Source organism: Vibrio sp. Vb1337, assembly GCF_033338715.1.
Classification (GTDB): Bacteria; Pseudomonadota; Gammaproteobacteria; order Enterobacterales; family Vibrionaceae; genus Vibrio; species Vibrio alginolyticus.
This window is the reverse complement of sequence record NZ_JAWOTD010000019.1, coordinates 45,031-71,548: the sequence shown is the minus strand read 5'-3', so window position 1 is coordinate 71,548 and position 26,518 is coordinate 45,031. Positions and strand designations below refer to the sequence as shown.

Below are 26,518 nucleotides of genomic sequence, written 5' to 3'. Positions count from 1 at the left end.
GACATTGAATGCTGCTACTGACTAACCACATTGGTTATGAACGTCTGGGCCCAAAGAAAGCCATTATCCAGACCGAACAACCACACTTGTCTTCTTACACTGCTCAATTGATTTGTGCCACTAGCGAGCAAACCGTGGCAACTTTTGCGGTTGAAGAACAAGGTAAAGTGGCGAACTGGCATCAGGGCTATTTCTACCTCATCGACTTTTCCTCTTTCACAACGTCAGGTGACTATTTCTTGCAAGTAGAAGATACGCGCTCTTCCTCTTTCATCGTTGGCGAACACATTCTGTTGGATCAAACTTTGTCAGATGTGATCCACTACTTCAAATCGCAACGTTGCGGCGGGATCTTCGATCAACAAGATCGACAACTTCCAGTACTAAACTCCAATAAAAAGGTTGATGTACACGGCGGCTGGTACGACGCATCAGGAGACGTTAGCAAGTATTTAAGTCACCTTTCATACGCGAATTATTTGAATCCTCAACAAACCCCAATGGTGGTTTGGAACATCCTAAAAGGGGTTTCGTTGCTTGAAGGAAGCGAAGACATTGCAGCTTTCACACGTACACGTCTGATTGAAGAAGCCCTGTTCGGTGCAGACTTTCTTGTGCGTATGCAAAACGAAAAAGGCTTTTTCTACATGACGGTCTTTGACAAGTGGAGCAAAGATACTGCGCAACGCGAGATTTGCGCGTACGAAACTCAACTTGGTCACAAATTTGACGACTATCAAGCAGGCTTTCGACAAGGTGGCGGTGTCGCCATTGCAGCGCTAGCGGCAGCATCGCGTTTAAGTGTTCACGGTGAATACGATCAACAAAAATACCGCAACGCTGCCGAAAATGGTTACTGGCACTTAAAAGAGCACAATACGCAGTACCTCAATGATGGGGAAGAAAACATTATCGACGAATACTGTGCGCTACTGGCTTGTGTAGAACTGTTTAAAGCAACCAAAGAAACTCGCTACTTGGAAGAGAGCCGTTTGTGGGCGCAACGTTTAGTTGCACGCCAAATGAGCGACGAACAGATTCAACACTTTTGGTCAGCAAACCAAGACGGCAGCCGTCCATATTTTCACGCAGCCGAAGCTGGTCTACCAGTTATTGCCCTATGCGAATATCTATCAATTGAAGACGACTTAGCACGAGCGGAATCGGTAAAACGTATCGTAAACCTAGCGTGTGAGTTTGAGATCACAATATCGAATAGAGTGATCAACCCATTCGGTTACCCTCGCCAATATGTTAAAGGCGTAAATGAGTCAAAACGCGAGGCATTTTTTGTCGCGCACAACAATGAATCCGGCTATTGGTGGCAAGGCGAGAATGCTCGACTGGGCTCACTCGCGACCATGGCGTACCTTGCTCAACCGCATATAGCGTCGCAAGAAGTACAGCAACAACTTTCTGTGTTTGCTCAAGATGCATTGAACTGGGTTGTAGGCTTAAACCCATACGACATGTGCATGCTAGATGGCCATGGTCGTAACAACCCTGATTACCTCCCTCAATATGGTTTCTTCAACGCAAAAGGTGGCGTGTGTAACGGAATCACTGGCGGCTTTGAAGACGAGGAAGACATTGCATTTAACCCACCAGCACAAAAAGAAGACGTGTTACAAAACTGGCGCTGGGGCGAACAATGGATCCCGCATGGCGCTTGGTACTTACTCGCGATAATGAGTCAAGCTCAGCATGTTTCTCAGTTGGCGACCTCTAAAAATATGAAGGAAGAATAATCATGGGAATGTATTTTGTCGGTATCGATGGTGGCGGCACGTCATGTCGAGCCAGGATTAAAGATTCACAAGGTAATTTTCTTGGCGAGGCCAAAAGCGGCAGTGCCAACATCATGCTAGGTGCTGAAATAGCAATGGCTTCGATTCTTGAATCCATCACTTCGGCTACCGAGCAAGGCGGTCTGACACAACAAGATTTCGCGTCGATGCACGTCGGCTTAGCCCTTGCTGGCGCAGAGCACAAAGCATCTTGGCAAGCCTTCATGTCTCTTCCTCATCCATTTGCCAGTATGACTCTGAATACCGATGCTTACGGTGCGTGCGTTGGTGCGCACAATGGCGAAGATGGCGCAATCATGATTGCGGGAACCGGTTCTTGTGGCATCTACCTTAACGGATTGGAGCAACATGTTGTCGGTGGTCGTGAGTTCCCTATTTCGGATCAAGGTGGCGGCGCAGTGATGGGGCTACGCCTAGTTCAGCAAGTTTTGTTAGCTGAAGATGGCATCAGAGAAAAAACGCCCCTAGCACAACACGTTATGACGCATTTCGGAAATGAGGTCGACAACGTGGTGGCGTGGTCAAAACAGGCGCTTCCTCGTGATTATGGGCAGTTTTCTCCGGCTATTTTCCAACATGCGGAACAAGGCGATGCACTGGCCATTGAAATGCTGAAGCAAACCGCAGCGGATATAGAAATGTTTCTCGTGGCATTAAACAAGCGCGGCGCAACACGTATTTGTTTAATGGGCAGCATAGCTGAACGCATTGTACGTTGGCTTTCACCACCAGTTCAGCAATGGATTGTTGAGCCACAGTTTGACGCGATTGAAGGCGCAATTATGTTTGCTGGCAAACCAGAACATAACCTTTACTCGCTCAGTGCGGCGTAGGAGTAGATATGGAATATCGTGTTGATCTCGTAGTCCTTTCTGAGCAGAAACAAAACTGCCGCTTTGGCCTCACCTTTCATAACTTGAGCGACCAAGACCTAAACAGCTGGAGCTTAACTTTCGCTTTCGATCGTTACATTCTTCCAGACAGCGTTTCAAATGGTCAACTGACTCAAATTGGTAGTTTTTGCACACTTAAGCCAGAAGGGCTGGTACTGGCTGCCAACCATCACTATTACTGTGAATTCAGTATTGGTTCGAACCCATTCCGTTATTACTCGGATGGCTTTAACGAAGCGATGATCAACTTTGTCGTTGATGGAAACCCACAGCGCGCACAAGTGGATGTCACGCCTATCGTATTAGCTTCACCATACCGTGAACGCAGTGAGATTCCTGCAAGTTTAACCCATGCACAACCCTTGCTGCCAAAACCAAACCATATTGAGGTCAGCGATCACTATTTTAGCTTTGATCATCATGCTGGCGTCGCGGTTTATTCAAGCCTGGCCAATTCAGCTAAAGAATGGCTACTTGAAGAGCTTAAGCGCATTCACCAATTTGAGTTCGCATCAGACAATGGCAGTCAGATCATCTTCAAAGGCAACCCAACCTTGGATGAAGGCGCTTACAAACTGAAAGTAGCCGAAGAGTCAATCAAAATTGAAGCAGGATCTTCGTCTGGTTTTACCCATGCTTGTGCAACGTTATTACAACTAATCAAAGTTGGCGATCAACCTAACTCAATGGAAGTAGTTTGCTGTTCAATCAAGGATAGGCCACGCTTTCGTTACCGCGGTATGATGCTGGATTGTGCTCGTCATTTTCACTCCGTTGAGCAAGTCAAACGCTTGATCAACCAACTGGCTCATTACAAGTTCAATACGTTCCATTGGCATCTTACCGACGATGAGGGTTGGCGAATTGAAATCAAATCACTGCCTCAACTAACCGATATTGGTGCTTGGCGCGGATTGGATGAGATCAATGAACCACAGTACACGCACTTTGATGAACGTTACGGCGGCTTCTACACACAAGAAGACATCAAAGACGTTATCGAATTTGCATCGCAACGCGGCATCACCATCATTCCTGAAATTGATGTACCTGGTCATTGCCGAGCCGCCATCAAGTCGTTACCACACCTATTGGTAGAAGCGGAAGATACCACCGAATACCGCAGTATTCAGCATTACAACGACAACGTCATTAACCCTGCTCTGCCGGGGAGTTATGAATTTATCGACAAAGTGCTAGAAGAAGTCTCTGCGCTTTTTCCTGCGCCTTACGTTCATATTGGTGCCGACGAAGTACCTAACGGCGTATGGTCAAAAAGCCCAGCATGCCAAGCACTAATGGAACAACTGGGTTACAGCGACTACAAAGATTTGCAAGGACACTTCTTGCGTTATGCCGAAGACAAACTTCGTAAATTGGGCAAACGCATGCTGGGCTGGGAAGAGGCTCAACACGGCGACAAAGTCAGTAAAGATACGGTGATCTACTCATGGCTAAGCGAAGAAGCGGCATTGAACTGTGCTCGCCAAGGCTTTGATGTGGTGCTGCAACCAGCACAAACCACTTACCTAGATATGACCCAAGACTACGCACCTGAAGAACCGGGCGTGGACTGGGCAAACCCACTGCCACTAGAAAAAGCTTACAACTACGAGCCGCTCGCTGAAGTGCCTGCTGACGACCCAATACGTAAGCGCATTTGGGGCATTCAAACAGCATTATGGTGCGAAATTATCAATAACCAACCTCGCATGGACTACATGATCTTCCCTCGTTTAACTGCAATGGCAGAAGCATGTTGGACAGACAAACAACACCGAGATTGGACCGACTATTTATCACGCTTGAAAGGCCATCTACCTCTGCTTGATTTGCAGGGAGTGAATTACCGTAAACCGTGGAAGTAATACAAAACTGATGTCGAAACATCACGCTTGAAGAGTTTTTAAATTTTGGCTGCTGATGCAGCTTCGTAAAAAGGAAAGACACAAATGAAATACGGCTATTTCGATAACGAGAATCGCGAATACGTCATCACTCGCCCTGACGTACCAGCACCATGGACCAACTACCTAGGTACTGAGAAGTTCTGTACGGTTATCTCGCACAACGCGGGTGGCTACTCGTTCTACAACTCTCCAGAATACAACCGTGTTACTAAATTTCGTCCAAATGCGACATTCGATCGCCCAGGACACTACGTTTACTTGCGTGATGATGAGACAGGTGATTACTGGTCAATCTCTTGGCAACCAGTTGCGAAGAGCCTAGACGAAGCAAACTACGAAGTTCGTCACGGCTTGTCTTACTCTAAGTTCAAATGTGAATACAGCGGTATTACCGCAACAAAAACTCTGTTCGTGCCAAAAGGCGAAGACGCTGAAATCTGGGATGTAGTGATTAAAAACACCTCTGACAAACCACGTACGATCAGTGCATTCTCATTTGTTGAGTTCTCATTCAGCCACATTCAATCTGATAACCAAAACCATCAGATGTCTCTGTACTCAGCAGGTACGGCTTACAATGAAGGCGTGATTGAGTACGACCTGTACTACAACACCAACGATTTCGAAGGTTTCTACTACCTAGCTTCAACATTTGATCCAGATTCATACGACGGTCAACGTGACAGCTTCCTTGGCCTATACCGTGACGAAGCAAACCCGCTAGCGGTAGAACAAGGTAAGTGTTTCAACACAGCACAAACGTGTTACAACCACTGTGGCTCTCTGCACAAGCAATTCACTATCCAGCCGGGTGAAGAAGTTCGCTTTGCTTACATTCTAGGTATCGGTAAAGGCAATGGTGACCGTCTACGTGCTAAGTACCAAGACCTTGCAGAAGTCGACAATGCATTTGCGGGTATCAAAGCACACTGGGATGAGCGTTGTGGCAAGTTCCAAGTGAAATCACCAAACGAAGGTCTAGATACCATGATCAACGCTTGGACGTTATACCAAGCGGAAACGTGTGTGGTGTGGTCTCGCTTTGCTTCATTCATCGAGGTGGGAGGCCGTACTGGTCTTGGTTACCGCGATACAGCGCAAGATGCAATCTCAGTTCCTCACGCTAACCCAGCAATGACGCGCAAACGTATCGTTGACCTACTGCGCGGCCAAGTAAAAGCGGGCTACGGTCTACACCTATTCGATCCAGATTGGTTTGATCCAGAAAAAGCGGATGTTAAACCATCGAAATCCCCAACCGTAGTTCCAACACCTTCTGATGAAGACAAGATTCACGGCATCGAAGACACTTGTTCCGATGACCATCTATGGCTAGTTCCAACCATCTGTAAGTACGTGATGGAAACCGGTGAGCACAGCTTCTTCGACGAAGTGATCCCTTACGCCGACGGTGGCGATGCAACGGTTTATGACCACATGAAAGCCGCGCTAGACTTCTCGGCTGAATACGTAGGTCAAACCGGTATCTGTAAAGGTCTGCGTGCAGACTGGAACGACTGTCTGAACCTAGGTGGCGGCGAATCGTCAATGGTGTCGTTCCTACATTTCTGGGCACTGCAGGAGTTCATCGACCTAGCTAAATACCTAGGCAAAGAAGCCGACGTTGAAAAATACACGGTGATGGCAGCAAACGTTCGTGAAGCGTGTGAAACCCACCTTTGGGATGACGAAGGCGGTTGGTACATCCGTGGTCTGACGAAGAATGGCGACAAGATCGGTACTGCGCAACAATCGGAAGGCCGAGTACACCTAGAGTCAAACACACTTGCGGTACTTTCTGGTGCGGTATCTCAAGAGCGCGGCGAAAAAGCGATGGACGCTGTCGATGAGAACCTATTCTCTGAATACGGCCTCCACCTAAACTCACCATCTTTTGCAACACCGAATGATGATATCGGCTTCGTAACTCGTGTTTACCAAGGCGTAAAAGAGAACGGTGCGATCTTCTCGCATCCAAATCCATGGGCTTGGGTAGCTGAGGCGAAACTGGGTCGTGGTGATCGTGCAATGAAGTTCTACGATGCGCTAAACCCATACAACCAGAACGACATCATCGAAAAACGTATTGCAGAACCATACTCATACGTACAGTTCATCATGGGTCGTGACCACCAAGACCACGGTCGTGCAAACCACCCATGGTTAACAGGTACGTCAGGCTGGGCTTACTTCGCTGTTACCAACTTTATCCTTGGTGTGCGTACAGGCTTCGATGGCCTAACTATCGATCCATGTATCCCAACGAACTGGCCTGGTTTCGAAGTGACTCGTCAATGGCTAGGTGCAACGTACAACATCAAAGTCGTTAACCCAGACTCAGTAAGCAAAGGCGTTAAGTCGATTACTGTGAACGGTGAAGCAGTGAATGGTGCCTCTGTCCCAGTTCAAGCGGAAGGTTCAGTAAACGAAGTTATCGTTACTCTAGGTTAATCATCTTTTAGGGGAGAGCTTTTCTCCTTTTGATTTATACGATGCACTTGAGTTTGAGAAGTGCATCGGTTCGCTAGCAAAGATTTAAGAGGCGGTGGAATGCCGCTCTTATCGAGGTTCGAATCATGATCAAATTTGGTACAGGCGGTTGGCGTGCATTTATCGGTGAGGAGTTCACCAAAGATAATGTACGTTTGGTCGCTCAAGCAGTTGCAAACATCACGAATAACGAATCGGTTGCTGACCGCGGTTTTGTGATTGGCTATGACCGTCGTTTTCTTTCCGATAAAGCAGGTCGTTGGTTCGCTGAAGTTCTAGCAGCAAACGGCATTATGGTTAGCTTTATCGACAAATTTGTCCCAACACCTATCGTAATGTTTAAAGCGAAAGAAATGGGCTGCGCATACTCGGCATGTATTACCGCATCACACAACCCTGCCGATTACAACGGCATTAAAGTCTTCATTGAAGGCGGTCGTGACGCAGATGAAATCATCACCCAAAAAATCGAATCACAAATAGACGCGCTCACTGCGCAAGATGTAAAAAGCGTCGACTTTGAACAAGCGGTTGAAGATAAGCTGATTGAAATCATCAATCCGATGAACGAATTCGTTGACTCAATCATCGACTTTATCGACATCGAAGCGATCAAGAAGGCGAATTTACGTGTTTTGATCGACCCAATGTTTGGTGTCGCGAAAAACGCACTGCAAACCGTATTAATCAACGGCCGCTGTGACGTTGATGTGATTAACGATGGCAAAAACCCAGATTTCGGTGGGTTAATGCCTTCGCCAAGCGCTGCAACACTCTACCGTTTGATGCACCTAGTGAAAGAGCAAGGTTACGATATTGGCATCGGTACTGATGGCGATGCGGACCGTCTTGGTATTATCGACGAAAAAGGTAACTTCATTCATCCAAATGAAGTGCTACTGCTGCTTTACTACTACCTACTTGAATACAAAGGCTGGAAAGGCTCCGTGGTACGTAACATCGCAACCACACACCTTCTCGATAAAGTCGCCGAAGATCATGGCGAAAAATGCTTTGAGGTTCCTGTAGGCTTTAAGCACATCAGTTCCAAAATGGAAGCGGATGACTCACTGATTGGCGGGGAAAGCTCTGGCGGCCTAACCATTCGCGGCCACATCAAAGGTAAAGACGGCGTATTCGCATCAAGTCTATTGGTAGAAATGATTTCAGTAACCGGCAAGAAGCTGTCTGAGTTGCTGGATGAAATCTACAGCAAGTACGGCTATGCCTACATGGCAGAAGGCGATTGTAAGTTCAAACCAGCGCAAAAGGACATTCTGTTCAACAAAATTTATGTTGAAAAACAGTTGCCTGAGTTTGAGTTTGAAATCGAAAAAGTCAGCTATGAAGATGGTGCGAAAGTCTACTTCAAAAACGGCGGTTGGATCATCGCTCGCTTCTCTGGCACTGAGCCACTGCTACGAATTTTTGCAGAGATGCAAGATAAGGACACTGCGGAACGTGTTCTTCAACAGTTTAAAGACTTCTTGTCTTTATAACTGAACCTTGTGCCCGCTTCGAGCACTATGATGAGAGTCAACACTGTCTGAAAAGGCGCTCATCAACAGGAGAAGAGCACTTGCCCGGCCCCACTGCCGGGCTTTTTTATTGTATGTTGGAAAGTCGTAAACGAGATAGCAAAGATACTCAGGAGCGTTAAGCAAATGCCAGGACGCCTTGCGTTTCAATTTTTACCGCGACGGACTCACCTATATTTAATGCTTGCGAAGCTGTAGCTAACAAACGATCACCATTCGCGTTAATCACATAACGACAGTGATCACCCATAAAATGCTGTTCCAATACGGTTACCGAACTATCTTCATCGGATTGAATTTGCACATGCTGCGGTCTTAGCAGTAAAGAGCACTCCGCCTGTACTGGAATATCTTGTTGAGCCGTGGCTTCAACCACGCCCAAGTGGGTTTCATATTCTGAATTCGAAACCCGTTTAGCAGCAAGGTAACTGCCACCACCTAAGAAATCAGCGACAAATTTACTTGAAGGCTGGTAGTAAAGCTCAGATGCTGTGCCATATTGCTCGATGACTCCATTGTTCATCACTGCCATTTTATCGGCGAAAGCAAAAGCCTCTTCACGGCTATGCGTAACAAAAATGGCAGTCACACCTTGGGCCTTAAAAATCTTACGGATCTCACTTATCAACTCATGGCGAACTTGCGTATCAATATTAGAAAACGGTTCATCCAGTAACAGTAAGTCTGGGCTGTAAGCTAATGAGCGAGCAATCGCAACACGCTGCTGCTGTCCACCAGACAATTGATGAGGATAACGATCGCCATAACCTTGAAGATGCACGAGTTCTAACATTTCTTGAACTTTGGCATTTTTCTCTTTTGTCGAGCACTGCTTTAAGCCAAAGGCAATGTTTTGCTCCACCGTCAAGTGAGGAAAAAGTGCGTAATCTTGGAAAATCATCCCTATATTACGCTGTTCTGGCGGCAACCAGTTTTCCCCATCATCAATTGTGACGCAATTTAGACTCATTTCGCCTGAGGTTAACGGCAATAATCCCGCAACGGCCTTTAATAGTGTTGTTTTCCCACAACCACTTGCTCCTAGCAAACAGACAATCTGCCCTTGTTCTACCTCAAGAGACAATGATTCGAGTACGGTTTGATCGTCATATTGGCACGTTAGGTTTTTAATTGATAATGCACAGCTCATCAGTGATTTTGCTCCAGTGAACGGTTAACAACAACAAGCGGGATCAACCCAACAAGAACCAACAGAACCGCTGGCAAAGCGGCCAATTCTAAATGCTCATCCGAGGCGAAGTTATAAACGTATGTGGCTAGTGTTTCAAAGTTAAACGGACGAAGTAACAAAGCCGCATTGAGCTCTTTCATTGACTCGATAAACACTAATAAAGCCGCAATCAGTGCACCGCGCTTAACCAGCGGCAAGTGCACGCGCCACAGCATGGCATTGGGCTTACAACCCATAGTGCGCGATGCCATATCTAACGACGGAGAAATTTTATTTAAATTACTTTCGATACTACCAATCGCTACCGCGGAAAAGCGCACAACCATGGCAAATACTAGTGCGAACATGGAACCAGAAAAGATAAGTCCCGGCCTTCCCCACTCCATGGCTTTAGCAACGTCGTTGACACGATGATCCATAAACAGCACAGCGACCATCACACCGATGGCTAGTACCGTTCCTGGTACTGCATAGCCCATAGAAGAAAGACGCATAAATGCCAAGCTTTCTCGTTTACCATTGACTCGATGGGTAAAGTTCACGATCAGTGCGACAGCAACACCAATAATCGCAGCAATAACAGACACAACTAAGCTATTCCATGCGTATTCACGAAACTCTGAGGTCCAACTCTGCGCAAAATAAGTGATCGCATAATCAATCAGCTGTAGTAGCGGCAAAATAAACGCGACCGAAACCAAGCCCCAGCACCAAACTAGTGCGGTCCACTTTTTCCAGCCCGTCAACTCGTAACGAAAATCTTCGTGACTGTTAAATTGGCTTTGAAAAAGCTTTTGTTTACGGCGGCTGTATCGTTCTGCACTAAGAAGCAGTACTACAATGACGAGCATCATGGCAGAAATCTTGGCTGCCGCATTAAGATTAGAGTACCCCAACCAAGTATCGTAGACCGCTGTGGTTAACGTATTCACCGCGAAGTAACTTACCGTACCAAAGTCACCGATGGTCTCCATTGCGACCAATGATAAACCCACTGCGATAGAGGGTCTTACTAACGGCATCGAGATGCGCCAAAAGCTTTCCCATGGAGAGCACTTGAGCAAACGCGCGCTTTGCAATAAAGATACATTTTGCTCCATAAACGCAGCCCGGCACAATAAATACACGTAAGGATACAACACCAAAGCCAACACAAAGGTCGCACCAGGCAACGTACGAATATCAGGGAACCAATACTCGCCAGGTCCCCATCCGGTTACATCACGCAAAAAGATCTGAATCGGGCCTGCAAAATCAAACCAATCAGTAAAAATATAACCAATGATATAACCTGGCATTGCAAGAGGTAGCACCAATGCCCACTGCAACCATTTTTCGGTCGGCAGTTTACACATGGCCATTATCCAAGCGCTTGGAATACCAAGAATTAAGGACAGCACCATTACGCCAACAGTTAGCGCAACCGTGTTAAAAATATAAGTCGGCATGACCGTTGCCATTAAATGAGCAAACAAATCATCCGTTTCACCAATTGCGGTGTAGAAGATCGCTAAGATCGGCAAAACCAGTAGCAGAGTTATTACCCCACTACTGGTTTTCCATAAAGAGTGTTTATCTTTCATCGCCTAATTACTGCAAGGCTGTATGAAATACAAATGCTGTTGCAAATACATCTCATATCCTTTAATCAAATGGGGGTACTGTTATACCCCCACAAGGAATTAAAGGTCAAATTTCACTTCGTCTAATAGCTTAATTGCCGCTTCGTGGTTGGCTGCAATATCGTCTAGAGAAAGCTTGTCTGCTTTAAAGTCACCCCAAGATTCCACAAGCTCAGAACGCTTCACGCCTTCTTTAACTGGGTACTCATAGTTAACTTCTGCGTACATTTGCTGCGCTTTGTCACCCGTTAGGAATTCCATTAGCTTCACAGCATTGTCTTTGTTTGGAGAGTACTTCGCCATCGCCATACCAGAGATATTCACGTGAGTGCCTGTAGTCTCTTGGTTAGGGAAGTTGATGTAAACTGCATCAGCCCAAGCCTTTTGCTCTTTGTCGTTAACCATTTTACCTAGGTAGTAGCTGTTACCCAGAGAAACATCACATAGGCCTTCTTTGATCGCTTTAACTTGTGCACGATCGTTGCCTTGTGGTTTGCGAGCAAGGTTTGCTTTCACGCCTTCCAACCACTCTTTGGTTTCTGCTTCGCCATTGTGAGCAATCATTGCTGAAACTAGAGAAACGTTGTACGGGTGCTTACCGCTACGAGTACAAATTTTACCTTTGAACTCTGGCTTAGCTAAGTCTGCGTAGTTGAAATCTGCGCCTAGTTTACCAACGCGATCACGTGATGAATAAACACTACGAGAACGTAGAGTTAGAGCAAACCACTCATTCTCTTTATCTTGGTATTGAGCAGGTACGTTTTCTTCAATGATTTTGCTATCGACTTTCTGAACTAAACCTTTGTTTGTCAGTTCAGCTAGACGGCTGATGTCTGTCGTAAGAATAACGTCAGCAGGGCTGTACTCACCTTCTTGAGCTAGCTTTTCTGCTAAGCCTTTTTTAGCAAATTTTACGTTTACTTTGATACCAGTTTCTTTAGTGAACTCATTGAACATAGGTTCAACTAGGAAAGGTTGACGGTAAGAGTAGACGTTCACTTCTTCAGCAGCCATTGCTGTTGGAGCTAGAGTAGCGCAAGTTAGTGCTGAAAGAGTTAGCAGTTTTTTCATTGTTTAATCCTTTACCATGCTAATGATAACGTTTATCAGTTGCGTTATTATATGTATGTTCAATAAGAAGACAATGACGAATATTAAAAAACCTGCTCATCGGAGCAGGTTTTATTGTGTTAAGTATGTAACCATTTATTACAAGCTAATGATTATTTCACCGTAACAAACTCTGGGTAAGCACCAACACCACAATCATGCATGTCCATACCTTCCATTTCTTCATCTTCTGTAACGCGAATCCCGACGGTTGCTTTCAAGATTGCCCACACAACTAGGCTGGCACCAAATACCCAAGCAAAGATAACTACGGCACCTAAAAGCTGTGCACCAAACGTTGCATCACCGTTGCTCAGTGGCACTACCATTAGGCCGAAGAAACCACACACACCGTGAACTGAGATAGCACCTACTGGATCGTCAATTTTAAGTTTATCTAGAGCAATGATACTGAATACAACTAGTGCACCCGACACTGCACCAATCGCAACCGCGTACAGTGGTGATGGCGATAGAGGGTCTGCAGTGATGGCAACCAAGCCAGCTAGCGCGCCATTGAGAATCATCGTTAAATCGGCTTTACCCCAAGTAGTTTTACAAACGAATAGCGCCGCAATTGCACCGGCAGCCGCTGCTGCGTTAGTGTTTAGAAAGATCTGACCAACCGCTGTAGCATTCTCAAAATCTGAAACCATCAACTGAGAACCACCGTTAAATCCAAACCAGCCAAACCAAAGGATAAAAGTACCCAACGTTGCCAAAGGCATGTTAGAACCTGGAATCGGATAGATTTCACCATTTTTACCGTACTTACCCTTACGCGCGCCAAGCAGTAACACACCAGCAAGAGCAGCAGAAGCACCTGCCATATGTACGATACCAGAACCCGCAAAGTCACTAAATCCAGCTTCTGCTAGGAAGCCTCCACCCCATGTCCAGTAACCTTCCATTGGATAGATAAACGCAGTTAAAATCGCAGAGAAAATCAAGAAAGACCAAAGCTTCATGCGCTCAGCTACCGCACCAGAAACGACGGACATGGCAGTTGCAACGAAGACAACTTGGAAGAAGAAGTCAGACTCTAAAGAGTGGTCGGCCCCTTCACCTTGAGTACCAATTAGCGTACCAAATGAAGGTAACCAGCCTCCTTCTCCATTATCGACATACATGATGTTATAACCGACAATCAGAAACATCGTACATGCGATGGCGTACAAACAGATGTTCTTCGTAAGAATTTCTGTTGTGTTTTTAGAGCGCACAAGGCCAGCCTCTAGCATCGCAAAGCCTGCTGCCATCCACATTACCAACGCACCGGAAATGAGGAAGAAAAAGGTGTCAAGTGCGTAACGTAACTCGGTTACTGTTGTTGCTAATTCCATAATAAGTATCTCCAATCCTTTGAATTCTTAAAGTGCTTCTGCGTCCATTTCGCCAGTTCGGATACGCACCGCTTGGTTCAGATCGTAAACAAAAATTTTACCGTCGCCGATTTTTCCGGTTTGCGCAGCTTTTGTAATTGCTTCAACAACGCGATCTACATTGTCTGCGTGAGTCGCGATTTCAATTTTCACCTTTGGTAGAAAATCGACTTGATACTCTGCACCGCGGTACAATTCCGTGTGACCTTTTTGACGACCGAACCCTTTAACTTCTGATACTGTCATCCCTTCGATACCGACATCAGCCAATGCTTCTCGTACATCGTCTAATTTAAACGGCTTAATAATGGCATTGATTATTTTCATTGAGTTATCTCCGAAGCTTTCATCCTGAAACACTTCTTATAATCCAATCTACGTGCCAAGTTTTTAAGTTATTGAATAATAAAAACTAACCTCAATTTACATATCTATAAACAAAAAGGGCGCACCATATCGGTGCGCCCTTTTCACAAATTTAAAGCAACGGCAGAGAAGTTACCCAAAACTGTGCATTAAATGTTCAAAAAGTCTTTCCACTGTTCGATAAGTGCCATGAAATCCTCTATCCCACAACTTGCTGTACTTTCTGCATTGTAGAAGTCGAACTCACTTTCCATCTCGACATCATATTCATGGGCTAATGCGTTTTCTTGTACAAGAACTTCGTCGCCCTGAATCATCAAGCTAATTTCCGTGCCTGTTAGGTTATGCTCCTGAGAAGGCGCTAAAAATGACCGCTCAATTAGCTTTTCAACCTGTGCAATCTTCATCGGATCTTTGCCAATTTCTTCTTGCAACCAGCGCCCTACAATCTCATGTCCCATGCTACATTTTACGTAGTACTCGCCCATCAACGTGTTACGAATGAATTCAAATTCCACCGAGATTGCCTATTTCGTATCAATTTGGTGCGAGTATAGCGAATTGCTCCCATAAAAAAAGCACCTCATGTGAGGTGCTTTTGAATTGTGCATTTCTGATTATGCCGGCTCTTGGAAGATCACTTCGTCCGCTTTCTTGGTGTATTGATCCATTTTATGGAAGTTCAAGTAGCGGTACGTATCCGTTGCCGTAGCGTCGATTTGCTTCGCGTATTCTAGGTATTCTTCTTTGGTTGGAATCTTACCTAGAATTGCACCTACTGCAGCTAGCTCAGCTGACGACAGGTAAACATTCGCACCAGTACCCAGACGGTTCGGGAAGTTACGCGTTGAAGTCGACATTACTGTTGATTTATCTGCAACACGCGCTTGGTTACCCATACAAAGTGAACACCCTGGCGTTTCAATACGAACCCCTGCACGTCCGAAGATACCGTAGTAGCCTTCTTCAATCAGTTGGTCTTTATCCATCTTTGTTGGTGGCGCTACCCAAAGGCGCGTTGCTAACTGGCCATTGAACTTATCAAGCAATTTACCTGCTGCGCGGAAGTGACCGATGTTCGTCATACAAGAGCCGATGAACACTTCATCAATCGCTGTGCCTTGTACTTCAGACAACAAACGAGCGTCATCTGGGTCATTCGGTGCACATAGTACTGGCTCATTGATTTCAGCCATATCGATTTCAATCACATGTGCGTATTCAGCGTCTTTATCTGCTTGCATCAGCTCAGGGTTTGCTAGCCACTCTTGCATTGCAGTAATGCGGCGCTCGATAGTACGGCGATCACCGTAGCCTTCAGAGATCATCCACTTCAGCATCACGATGTTAGAGTTTAAGTACTCTTCGATCGACTCTTGAGACAATTTCACAGTACAACCTGCCGCAGAACGCTCTGCAGATGCATCAGAAAGCTCAAATGCTTGCTCAACCGTTAGCGTTTCTAGGCCTTCAATCTCAAGGATACGGCCAGAAAATTCGTTGATCTTGCCCGCTTTTTCTACCGTTAGTAGACCTTGCTGAATCGCGTAGTAAGGGATGGCATGAACAAGATCACGTAATGTGATACCCGGTTGCATTTCACCTTTAAAACGAACCAAGATTGACTCTGGCATGTCTAGCGGCATAACGCCTGTCGCAGCTGCAAAGGCAACCAAGCCCGAGCCAGCTGGGAATGAAATACCCAGAGGGAAACGAGTATGTGAGTCACCACCCGTACCGACAGTATCCGGTAGTAGCATACGGTTTAGCCATGAGTGGATAATACCGTCACCAGGACGAAGGGATACACCTCCGCGGTTCATAATAAAGTCCGGAAGTGTATGGTGAGTGTTAACGTCTACTGGTTTTGGATAAGCCGATGTGTGACAGAAAGACTGCATGACAAGATCAGCAGAGAAGCCGAGACACGCCAAGTCTTTAAGTTCATCACGAGTCATAGGGCCAGTAGTATCTTGCGAGCCTACTGTCGTCATCTTCGGCTCACAGTAGGTTCCAGGACGGATGCCTTCTACGCCACATGCTTTACCAACCATTTTCTGTGCAAGCGTGTAACCCTTGCCAGAATCTGCGATTTCACCAGGTTTACGGAATACATCCGAAGGCTCAAGACCTAGCGATTGACGCGCTTTGTCTGTCAAACCACGACCGATGATCAATGGGATACGACCACCAGCACGAACTTCATCAATCAGTACTTCTGTTTTTAGCGAGAACTCAGCTAGAACCTCACCAGTTTCGTGGTTGCAAACTTTACCTTCATATGGGTAAACATCGATAACATCGCCCATGTTGAGCTTAGTTACGTCAACTTCGATTGGTAGTGCGCCAGCATCTTCCATTGTGTTAAAGAAGATAGGGGCAATTTTGCCACCAAGCACATACCCACCAGCTCGTTTGTTTGGAACGTAAGGGATATCATCACCCATAAACCAAAGCACTGAGTTTGTTGCCGATTTACGTGAAGAGCCAGTACCAACAACATCACCAACGTAAACCAATTGATGACCTTTGTCTTTTAACTCTTCAATTTGCTTGATCGGGCCAATAGTACCCGGTTGATCAGGGTTTATTCCTTCACGCTCGTTTTTAAGCATCGCCAGTGCGTGTACTGGAATATCAGGGCGAGACCAAGCGTCAGGTGCAGGTGAAAGGTCATCCGTGTTCGTTTCACCTGTTACTTTAAATACGGTTAGAGTGACTTTTTCTTCAAGCTTAGGCTTAGAAAGGAACCACTCAGCATCAGCCCATGATTGAAGTACTTTCTGTGCATGCGCATTGCCAGCTTTCGCTTTCTCTTCTACGTCATAGAAAGCATCAAACATTAGCAGCGTATGAGACAGCGCTTTTACTGCGATCTCTGCCAGTGCTTCATCATCCAATAGCTCAACTAGCGGTTCGATGTTGTAACCACCTTGCATAGTGCCTAGCAGTTCAGCCGCTTTTTCACGACTCACTAATGGTGATTTAACTTCACCTTTTGCTACTGCTGTTAGGAAACCCGCTTTTACATAAGCAGCTTCATCAACACCTGGAGGGATACGGTTTTCAAGTAGGTCAAGAATGACTTCTTCTTCACCTTGCGGGGGATTTTTCAGAAGTTCTACAAGTCCAGCAACTTGTTCTGCGTCTAGCGGTTTAGGAACAACTCCTTCAGCAGCACGCTCTTCGACGTGTTTACGGTAGGCTTCAAGCACGACTTTTTCCTCTCATTGCGGTTCCTCCTCTATTATTACTATTGTTAAAGTAAAGGAGTGAACATCCTTGGAAACTTGGCTCTCCATTGCCCTTGTTTTCATTCAATTATGATTGAGAAACAGCGCCGTAGAGGCCAAACTGTGGGCAAAATAATAGCAAATTTAACCTTAAATTAAAATCTTATCATTTTGACCAACATAGCAACTTACGACTAAAGTTCTGCTAATTTTGACCAAATATGCCAAGTTTTTGCTTTCTCATACCCGGTTAATTAAACGATGTTCCTACGATCAAATACACAGCATCCAAATCTTGCTCGGTACGACCGTATGCCAACATTATTGGTCCTATTGGTGAGTCAACACCAAAGAAGATGGAACCAGCATTGTAAAGCGGCGCTTCGTTTAGTTTCAGATCATTATCAGACCAAACACCGCCATATTCGACCGATGCGCCCAGGTAGACTGGAGCTTCAAACAATCCGAAATCATTATCAAACCACTTATATCGGTACACCAAACTGCTGAAAAATAAGTTCTGTCCGATCAGGCTATTTCTTGGGATTCCCGATAGGCTTAAGAAGCCGCCCAACTCTCTGGGATCAAGCGGTAAAGATGAGTTTTTACTCTCTACAAAACTATATTCAGCATGTCCGACTAAAGTATGACGCTGATGACTCACTGCACCTTTAAATCGTGCAGAGATTTCATAAACGGTATCTTCAATAATTTTGTCAGTTTCTAAAAGGCTAACGCCCTGAGGACTTTGATCATGAGACACTAAATATTCGAGATCGACTAAAAGCCCACGAGTCGGAAATGCGAAATCATCAAGTGTATCTAGGCGATAATTGGCAAACAGACCACGACGTTCAAAATCCAATTTACCAGCAGAAGCCAAAGTAGAAAGCTCAATATCTCCGGTAGAGTAGCGAGCGCCAAATCGAAGTTCTTGCCACAATGTGGGTTGGATACCTATCGCTAACTCTGTTGTAAAATCATCGTAAGTGACCGGAAAAAAGTCATTTACTGACTCTAAATCTGGTGCTTGAGGCTCTGTTAAAGGTAAGTTTCGGCTCTCACTGCCATAGGAAATTCGCCCCGATACAAAAAGTTCTTGGCTAGATAAAACAGGGGAATACAACTCAGCTTCAATCAGCTTATCCGTGCCCATTTCTACGTTGAACGCCAACTCCGCGCCATGAGAGTTCAAGTTGGTAAAGTTGGTCGATATTCCTATGCCGTACTGGCTATCTGTATCGAAGTCATCTTCAAGAAAAAATCGGAAGTTGAGATAATTAGGCCCCCACGACTTCTCGTTAACATCAAAAACCAACAATGTCTCACCATCCACCTCTTCAAAGTGATAAGTGATGAGCTCGAACCGATCTAACGCGTAGAGGTTTTCAACGGCTTTCTCAATTTCGGCCGTTGAAATACGACGTCCGGTTTCTAATTCAATACGATTCGTCAACAACACATCGCTGTAGTGCGTGTTATTAACAATCACTATGTCATCAACCACACGCTGATCGCCATAAATCAAAGTTTTACGAACTTCTTGTTTGCGATCGATGTATTTTTGATAGTCCGCGTTGGACAAGCGTAACTCTTTCAGCTTGTCTTTTAATTGCTTGGTAATATCGTACCCAGCTTGAAAAGCCCAAGGCATTTTGTCGAACTCGACGGTTTCCATGGTGCCCACATTGGGACGAATATAGATATCTTGAGGTTCAAGCTCGTCCACTTGCTGTTGTGTACTACGACGAACGAGATAGTTAGAGAGTTGGTCCGCGACAGTAAACAGCCCCGTAAATTCATCTTCGGTTTTGTAATCGGTGCTAATATCGACGGCAATAACGACATCAGCCCCCATGGCGCGAGCCACATCGACAGGCATGTTATTGACGACGCCGCCATCAACAAGCATATGGCCATTGAGCTTATAAGGAGGAAGCGCTCCTGGTACAGACATGCTAGCCATCATTGCATCAACAAGGTAACCATTGCCCAGTACGACTTCTTCTAGGGCAAGAATATCTGTCGCAACAGAACGATAGGGAATGGCAAGATCATCAAAAGAATCGAATCGCCCTAAGTTCCCTGTAGTCTCACGCAATACTCGCAACATGTTCTGGCCTTGCACCACACCCGTTGGTGCTCGTACCTCACCGAATCTTAAGCCGAGGTCGGTATTAATTTGATAGCGGTCTTCATACTCTTTGTCACGAACTCTACGTTGGCTACGGTCAACACGATCTCGATAACCGCTGCCCCAATCGACGGTGTAGATAAAACTCTCGATTTCATCAGCACTCATCCCCGTGGCATAAAGCCCACCCACATAGGCGCCCATACTGGTACCGGTCACAATATCCACAGGAATCTGCATTTCTTCCAATGCTTTTAAAACTCCAATGTGTGCCGCCCCTTTCGCTCCGCCACCAGCGAGCACAACCGCCACCTTTGGTCGAGGTTCCAAGTCATCCGTTTTTGTTAGAGAGTTTGCGAGGGAAACAGAAGGAGTGATCATCAAAAAGGTACTAACCCAAAGCGCAAAGTTGCGAACCGATGGGCTTGATAACAGCTTTTTGAACATTCACTTCTTCCTTTATTGAATATCTGATCAAGTAGGGCGTGCTAGCAGTACTGTACTAACACGCCCTAATATGTACTAAGAATTAATCAGATAAACAAGCTAATGTTGTTGATTTGGCGATGCTACCAATCAAATATGCTATTTAACCAGTTTGATTTCTTCTCACACTGTTGCTTTATCTGACCGGTTTTATCCCAAACCGGCAGTTTGTAATCACTACGGCAGTTCATTTCTAAACCTCCATTAGATGTAGGCTTGAACCCTAATGTGGTGATTTCTCTTGGCCATGGGAGCTCTAAACGCTCAGGAATACGCTGCTTCAAGTACTCTGCGTATACTCGTAATGCACCACTCGACCCCGTTAGATTCACGGGTTTATTATCGTCGCGGCCTAGCCAAATTGTCGTCACCTCACGACCATCAACACCGACAAACCAACTATCGCGGTTATCATTACTGGTACCCGTTTTTCCTGCCAATGCAGCCCAACCAAACTGGCTTTGTAAGAAACGGCCAGTGCCTTGAGCAACCCCTTGTTTCATCGCGTAGGTCGTTAGCCATGCTGCTTGTTCATCCACGGCTCTTGATGAACGAGGCAAGGATTGATACAGCACATTACCTTCCATATCCATGACTGAGCGCAGAGCGGTCAGTTTTGCACGCTTACCTGAATTCGTCAGAGTCTGATACATCTGTGCGACTTCGAATGGCGTCAAAGAAAACGAACCCAAAAACATCGAAGGCACTGGGCGAATTTCGTCTTTGTTCACGCCCAAACGCTCTAAAGTATTGGAGACTTCAGGAATGCCAAGTGCCATACCTAAGCGCACGGTTGGTACGTTAAGTGATTTCGCTAAAGCAATGTAAAGTGGCACATCACCACGATATTTTCTATCGTAGTTGCGCGGCGTCCACACGTTACCTTTACTGCTCTTCAGACTTAACGGCGTGTCGTGTAGCGTCGTGCCTAGGTTGTATTTATCCGGTTGTTCTAGAGCCGTTAAGTAAATCGCTGGTTTCACTAAAGAACCAATTGGACGACTGGCATTGAGCGCGCGGTTAAAGCCTTCATAACCGACACGTTTACCACCAACCATCGCACGGATTTCACCACTATGGCGATCAACGGCCACAGCAGCGGCTTCTAACTCTTTACCACCCCGTTTAGCTAGTTCTGGGATCTTTTTCGCGATAGCTTGTTCCATTTTGCTTTGCGATACTGGGTCCAGAGACGTAAATACGCGCAGTCCGGTCTCTGCTTTAAATCGCTCCCCAACTTTTTCTTTTAATTCAATGCTCAATTGTTGGAAATAAGCTGGCTGACGGCTCGCAATACGTGGCTTGCTTTGCGTATCGAGTGGACGACTTACAGCTTGTTCATACTGCTCTGAAGTCAACATGTTTTGCTGCATTAACAGGCGCAGAACGAGATCACGACGCTCTTTCGTTCTCTCAGGGTAACGAATTGGGTTGTAGTAAGACGGTCCTTTTACCATCCCAACTAACATCGCCAGTTGATCGATTCGCAACTCCTGAATTGGCTGCCCAAAATAGTAACGCGACGCCAAGCCAAACCCGTGGATCGCTTCACCTCCACTTTGACCTAGGTACACTTCGTTTAGGTAGGCTTCTAAGATACGATCTTTGCTGTAACGGTAATCCAAAATTAGCGCGATATACGCTTCTCGAACTTTACGCCACAGTGTTTTATCACGAGTCAAAAACAGGTTTTTTGCCAATTGCTGAGTCAGCGTACTACCACCTTGAACAGTACGACCCGCCTTAATGTTCGCAACCAATGCACGTGCAATCGCGAGCGGTGACACCCCGTCATGTTGATAAAAATCCCGGTCTTCGGTCGCAAGCAGTGCATCCACCAAAATTTCAGGGAACTGATCACGACGTAAGAAAAGGCGCTGTTCATCACGGTCTTTCTCCAGCATGCCCAACATCTTCGGTTCTAGGCGCAAGTAACCAAGGTCTCCTCGAGATTCTAAAGACTGAATACGTTGCAAACCGGAATCAGAGAAATGCAGCATAATGTGACGATCCGGCTCGGGACCATCGGCAAACTCGAATGGACGACGAATCAATTCAATCCGAGTGGAAGAAGAGGAATATTCGCCTGGGTAACGAGGTTGACTCACTTTACGGTAATTCAACACATCTAGCTCGTTGCGCAGTTCTTGGATGGTGATATTCTCACCAGGGCTTAGATTCAAGATACGGGCATAAACCACCGTTGGCAGCTCAAACAGCTGGCCTTCAAAGCGTTCTTTCACCACACTATCTAAGTAAATCCCAACAAACAGCAAAACAGCGGCAAGTGCAACGCCAGCTTTCCAGCTAAACGACCACAGAACTTTCAACCACGAACGTTTCTCGTTAGTCGGCTTTTTACTCGGCGTACGTCGAGTCTGTTTTGCGGCTCCTTTATTGGTTGTACTTTTCTTCGCTGGCGCTTTTTTCGCGCTAGGCTTCTTGCTGTCAGTCATTATTCAATTGTCTTTTTGTTTTCGTTGTTGCTACATGATTGGCAGGATCATCTGGCCAAACGTGTTTTGGGTAGCGCCCTTTCATCTCTTTTTGAACGTCTTTGTAGCTTCCGTTCCAGAAAGCCGCCAAGTCCGACGTTACTTGCAATGGACGTTGTGCCGGTGAAAGCAGTTCAAGCACCAAACGCTTGCGGCCAAGAGCCACCGTTGGGGAACCACTCTCCCCAAATACTTCTTGCATACGCACCGATAATATCGGCTCATGGCCATATTGGTAACGGATACGCTTCTTTGAACCTGTGGGCAGTTGGTAATGCTCAGGTAACCATTCATCCAGTTGTTGATTGAGTGGCCAACCTAATCGAGCATTAAGCGCTTCGACCAAGTTTATCTTGCTCAGGTCTTTAACCGAACTGACAGACGTCATGTATGGTTCTAACCACTCCTCTAATGAATCCAGCAAACTGACTTCATCAAACATTGGCCATGACTGCTCAGGTAACCATTCCACCGCACAACGAATCCGAGCTAACAAGCTCTCCGCTGCCGGTGTCCAGTTTAGACTCTGTAAGCCCTGGCGGCGGACATACGTGAGTAAAGCTTGTGTCATTTTTTCTTTGCCAGGGCTTGGCAACAGCTCGCTTTCAACGACCAGCAGACCGAGTTTTGTTTGTCGCTCAGCTATTAGACGGCCTCTTTTTTCATCCCAGTCCACTACTTCTTCAGACGAAAATAGCGTATCAAAGGTCGTTCGCAATATATTGACATCCAATTCACATGCCGAATGAATTTGACTTGAATTAGAATGAGAACGCATTAAGTCAACGGCAACCAAATACTCACAGCCACCTAGCATGTCTTCCTGACGACATTCTGCACCATGACCATTAGCCAAAGTAAATCGCCCAAATTGATTTGTGCGCTGCTGTGCAATGCGATCTGGAAATGCCAAACTTAACACCAGCGGTAATGCATCTTCATCCACGCCTTTCAGGTCAAATACCGTATCCAATTTGTACGCCAGAGATTGAGCACGCTTGAACAACATCGACTTTTTTGGATGAGTACCAACAAGCCAACGATGCAAGCTATAAGCGATATTGGTAACATTTCTCTCTGGCTCTTCAATCAGTGCGACCGCCGCCAAAGCAGCATTTAACATCTTATCACTGTAAGATTGCGCTTTAATTAGCATCGCAGCCGCACGAGGCTCAACGCCTAGTTCATGCGCCTGTTTTCCTTCGGACGTTAATTGCCCTTTTTCCGTCAGTAGTCCCAATGACACCAATAGCTGCTTCGCTTGTTCCAATGACGCATTAGCGGGAACATCAAGCCACTTTAGATCGTGGATATCACTCGCTCCCCAAAAGGCAAGCTCCATAACTAAACTAGCTAAATCGGAATGCAAAATTTCGGGTTGGGGAACCAGCGGTTGCTGCTTGAACTGGTTTTCAGAATAAAGACGAACACAAATGCCCTCTTCTATTCGTCCCGCTCGTCCTGTACGCTGAATCGCTGAAGACTGTGCAATGCGTGTTTGCTCTAAGCGTGTTAAACCGTTTTTCAAATCAAAGCGGGCAATACGCTCTAACCCAGAATCAACGACGAGGCGAATGCCTTCAATCGTTAGTGAAGTTTCTGCAATGTTGGTCGCTAGAACGACTTTACGCTTACCTTGTTCTGCTGGCGTAATCGCTTTTTGTTGATCTGCAAAGCTCAGTTGACCATAAAGTGGGCATACGTCGATATCATCCGCTAAATGAGACAACCGCTCTTCAACTTGTTTTATGGCACCAACACCCGGTAGGAAAGCTAACAAAGATCCAGACTCTTTGTTCATAAGACTTTCTATTGTTTTTGCCATACTCGTAGGTAAATGCTCGTTCACACCTAACGGCTGGTAGCGCATTGCCACATCAAAGCTGCGCCCTTCAGATTCAATGTAACTGGCTTCCGGCAACAACGATTGTAATGCTTGTTGGTCAAGCGTTGCCGACATTACCACCAGCTTGAGATCGTCTCGCAATGCCTCTTGAACTTCTAAACTGAATGCCAAAGCGGTATCGGCATGAATGCTGCGTTCATGAAACTCATCAAAGATCAGTAGATCAACCCCATCCAGTTCAGGGTCAGTTTGGATCATCCTGGTCATGATCCCTTCGGTCACGATCTCCAGCTGCGTTGCAGAACTTACCTTTGCCTCGCCACGAACTCGATAACCCACGCGTTGACCAACTTGTTCTCCCAATTGCTCAGCAAGATAACGGGCAATGTTACGCGCCGCGAGTCGTCTTGGCTCAAGCATGATGATTTTTCCAGCAACCGAATGATTTAAGAGTAACTGCAAAGGGAAGTAAGTCGACTTACCGGCACCAGGCGCCGCTTTTAAGATCACTTGATGTTGATTTTTGACCGCCGTCAGCAACTCAGGCATCACGGCTTCAATCGGCAATTGTGACAAAGGAAATACCTTATGGTGTAATGGTGGCAACATTGTACATAAAAAATTTTTTGTCTAAATAAGCAAATGCATTTCACACCCGCTTTAGAGTCCGCCACTCTACTCAAACGTTATAAACGCTTTCTTGCCGATATCGAGCTCGATACTGGTGAAATCCGTACAATCCACTGCGCAAATACAGGTGCAATGACGGGTTGTGCAACGCCCGGAAACAAAGTTTGGTTTTCTACTTCCGACAACCCGAAACGAAAATACCCCAATAGTTGGGAGTTGAGTGAGACCGAACAAGGCCACCGTATTTGTATCAACACCGCGCGTGCCAATCAATTAGCCGTAGAGGCTATTGAAAATAATGTCATTTCAGAGCTTTATGGTTATGACACACTTCAAACTGAGGTGAAATACGGCAATGAAAATAGCCGAATTGATATCTTGCTCAGCGCAGACGACAAGCCAAAGTGCTATATAGAAGTGAAAAGCGTCACTCTTCTTGATGAGACCGACTCTACTGGACAAGGATACTTCCCAGATGCGGTCACGACTCGGGGACAAAAACACCTGAGAGAGCTCACAGAAATGGCACAAAATGGAAGTAGAGCCATACTTTTATTCACTGTTTTACATTCAGGTATTGAAAAAGTATCCGCGGCGCACCATATAGACGCGAAATATTCACTATTACTCAAACAAGCACAAGACGCTGGAGTGGAAGTTCTCTGCTACAAAGCTGAACTGAGCGATACTGGAATGAAGCTGATTTCCGCTATTGATTTTATCAATTAAGAGAAAAAATGATGTCGTCTTCACATTGACGATAACTTTGCGATTCAGTATTTGCTTGCACCGCCTCTTTTTGCTATAGATACCCGCCTTAAATTGACTGCGTAGCAGTTGACTAGGTGTAAGTAGGAGATGCTGTATGCCAGAATCAAAGAAGAAAACGATAGGCATCCTAGCCATTGCCGGCGTGGAGCCATATCAGGAAAAACCTGGTGAAGAGTACATGTCACCAGAGCAGGTTGAACACTTTACGAAAATCTTAACAGCTTGGCGCGACCAGCTAAGAGCTGAAGTGGATCGTACTGTTCACCACATGCAGGACGAAGCAGCAAACTTCCCAGATCCAGTTGACCGCGCCTCTCAAGAGGAAGAGTTCAGCCTAGAACTGCGTAACCGTGACCGCGAACGCCGTTTGATCAAGAAGATTGAAAAGACTTTGGATAAAATCAAAGAAGACGATTTTGGCTTCTGTGAGTCTTGTGGCGTAGAGATTGGCGTTCGCCGTCTTGAAGCACGTCCAACCGCTGACCTTTGTATTGACTGTAAAACACTTGCAGAAATCAAAGAGAAGCAAATGCAAGGTTAATCACCCAGCATTATGATTGTTGAAGGGAGCTCAGGCTCCCTTTTTGTTTTGGCTATCTTCGCACCCTA

General features: G+C 45.8%; 17 protein-coding genes. 7 read left to right on the top strand and 10 right to left on the bottom strand.

Going from position 1 to position 26,518, the window contains the following annotated elements; genetic code table 11:
- Positions 1-8: 8 nt before the first annotated feature.
- From R7E42_RS18730 to R7E42_RS18710, 5 genes are all read left to right on the top strand, one after another.
- A complete protein-coding gene (locus tag R7E42_RS18730; protein ID WP_318072916.1) occupies positions 9-1,748 on the top strand; it encodes a glycoside hydrolase family 9 protein in 1,740 nt (579 codons plus the stop codon).
- 2 nt (positions 1,749-1,750) lie between these two features.
- Complete coding sequence (locus R7E42_RS18725; RefSeq protein ID WP_086047028.1) at positions 1,751-2,641, top strand: N-acetylglucosamine kinase; 891 nt, start codon at positions 1,751-1,753, stop codon at positions 2,639-2,641.
- Positions 2,642-2,649: 8 nt separating this feature from the next.
- Positions 2,650-4,569, top strand: coding sequence for a beta-N-acetylhexosaminidase (locus tag R7E42_RS18720; RefSeq protein ID WP_025768196.1), 1,920 nt, complete (start codon positions 2,650-2,652; stop codon positions 4,567-4,569).
- 84 nt (positions 4,570-4,653) lie between these two features.
- Complete coding sequence (locus R7E42_RS18715; protein WP_086047029.1) at positions 4,654-7,062, top strand: GH36-type glycosyl hydrolase domain-containing protein; 2,409 nt, start codon at positions 4,654-4,656, stop codon at positions 7,060-7,062.
- A gap of 125 nt (positions 7,063-7,187) precedes the next feature.
- Complete coding sequence (locus tag R7E42_RS18710; RefSeq protein WP_239931996.1) at positions 7,188-8,600, top strand: phosphoglucomutase/phosphomannomutase family protein; 1,413 nt, start codon at positions 7,188-7,190, stop codon at positions 8,598-8,600.
- Positions 8,601-8,757: 157 nt separating this feature from the next.
- On the opposite strand, the gene R7E42_RS18705 is transcribed toward R7E42_RS18710, so the two are convergent.
- The 10 genes from R7E42_RS18705 to hrpB all read right to left on the bottom strand — a co-directional run bounded on the left by R7E42_RS18705 (position 8,758) and on the right by hrpB (position 25,084).
- On the bottom strand, positions 8,758-9,789 hold the full coding sequence (locus R7E42_RS18705) for an ABC transporter ATP-binding protein (protein WP_005380055.1): 1,032 nt from the start codon (positions 9,787-9,789) through the stop codon (positions 8,758-8,760).
- Positions 9,789-11,414: an ABC transporter permease gene (locus tag R7E42_RS18700; protein ID WP_258515245.1), complete on the bottom strand. Its 1,626-nt coding sequence runs from the start codon at positions 11,412-11,414 to the stop codon at positions 9,789-9,791. The genes R7E42_RS18705 and R7E42_RS18700 overlap by 1 nt, the downstream gene beginning before the upstream one ends.
- Positions 11,415-11,513: 99 nt before the next feature.
- Positions 11,514-12,527, bottom strand: coding sequence for a Fe(3+) ABC transporter substrate-binding protein (locus tag R7E42_RS18695; protein ID WP_005386566.1), 1,014 nt, complete (start codon positions 12,525-12,527; stop codon positions 11,514-11,516).
- Positions 12,528-12,679: 152 nt separating this feature from the next.
- Positions 12,680-13,909: an ammonium transporter gene (locus R7E42_RS18690; RefSeq protein WP_047102648.1), complete on the bottom strand. Its 1,230-nt coding sequence runs from the start codon at positions 13,907-13,909 to the stop codon at positions 12,680-12,682.
- 27 nt (positions 13,910-13,936) lie between these two features.
- Positions 13,937-14,275, bottom strand: coding sequence for a P-II family nitrogen regulator (locus R7E42_RS18685; RefSeq protein WP_005386570.1), 339 nt, complete (start codon positions 14,273-14,275; stop codon positions 13,937-13,939).
- A 188-nt stretch (positions 14,276-14,463) separates the two neighbouring features.
- Positions 14,464-14,832 carry a YacL family protein gene (locus R7E42_RS18680; RefSeq protein ID WP_054579081.1) on the bottom strand — a complete coding sequence of 123 codons (369 nt, stop codon included), beginning with the start codon at positions 14,830-14,832 and terminating at the stop codon, positions 14,464-14,466.
- Between the two features lie 99 nt (positions 14,833-14,931).
- Positions 14,932-17,529: a bifunctional aconitate hydratase 2/2-methylisocitrate dehydratase gene (gene acnB / locus R7E42_RS18675; protein ID WP_005380009.1), complete on the bottom strand. Its 2,598-nt coding sequence runs from the start codon at positions 17,527-17,529 to the stop codon at positions 14,932-14,934.
- A 268-nt stretch (positions 17,530-17,797) separates the two neighbouring features.
- Positions 17,798-20,128 (bottom strand): patatin-like phospholipase family protein, encoded by a 2,331-nt coding sequence (locus R7E42_RS18670; RefSeq protein WP_047102650.1) that lies wholly within the window; start codon positions 20,126-20,128, stop codon positions 17,798-17,800.
- Positions 20,129-20,250: 122 nt separating this feature from the next.
- Complete coding sequence (gene mrcB / locus R7E42_RS18665; RefSeq protein WP_318072915.1) at positions 20,251-22,623, bottom strand: penicillin-binding protein 1B; 2,373 nt, start codon at positions 22,621-22,623, stop codon at positions 20,251-20,253.
- Positions 22,616-25,084 (bottom strand): ATP-dependent helicase HrpB, encoded by a 2,469-nt coding sequence (gene hrpB / locus R7E42_RS18660; protein ID WP_318072914.1) that lies wholly within the window; start codon positions 25,082-25,084, stop codon positions 22,616-22,618. Before hrpB ends, mrcB begins: the two co-directional genes overlap by 8 nt.
- A 66-nt stretch (positions 25,085-25,150) precedes the next feature.
- On the opposite strand from hrpB, the gene sfsA reads away from it, so the two are divergent.
- Together sfsA and dksA are read left to right on the top strand one after the other, a co-directional pair.
- Entirely contained in the window at positions 25,151-25,867 is a 717-nt protein-coding gene (gene sfsA, locus R7E42_RS18655; protein WP_005380023.1) for a DNA/RNA nuclease SfsA, read from the top strand.
- Between the two features lie 136 nt (positions 25,868-26,003).
- Complete coding sequence (gene dksA / locus R7E42_RS18650; protein ID WP_005386584.1) at positions 26,004-26,450, top strand: RNA polymerase-binding protein DksA; 447 nt, start codon at positions 26,004-26,006, stop codon at positions 26,448-26,450.
- The last annotated feature ends 68 nt before the right edge of the window (positions 26,451-26,518 follow it).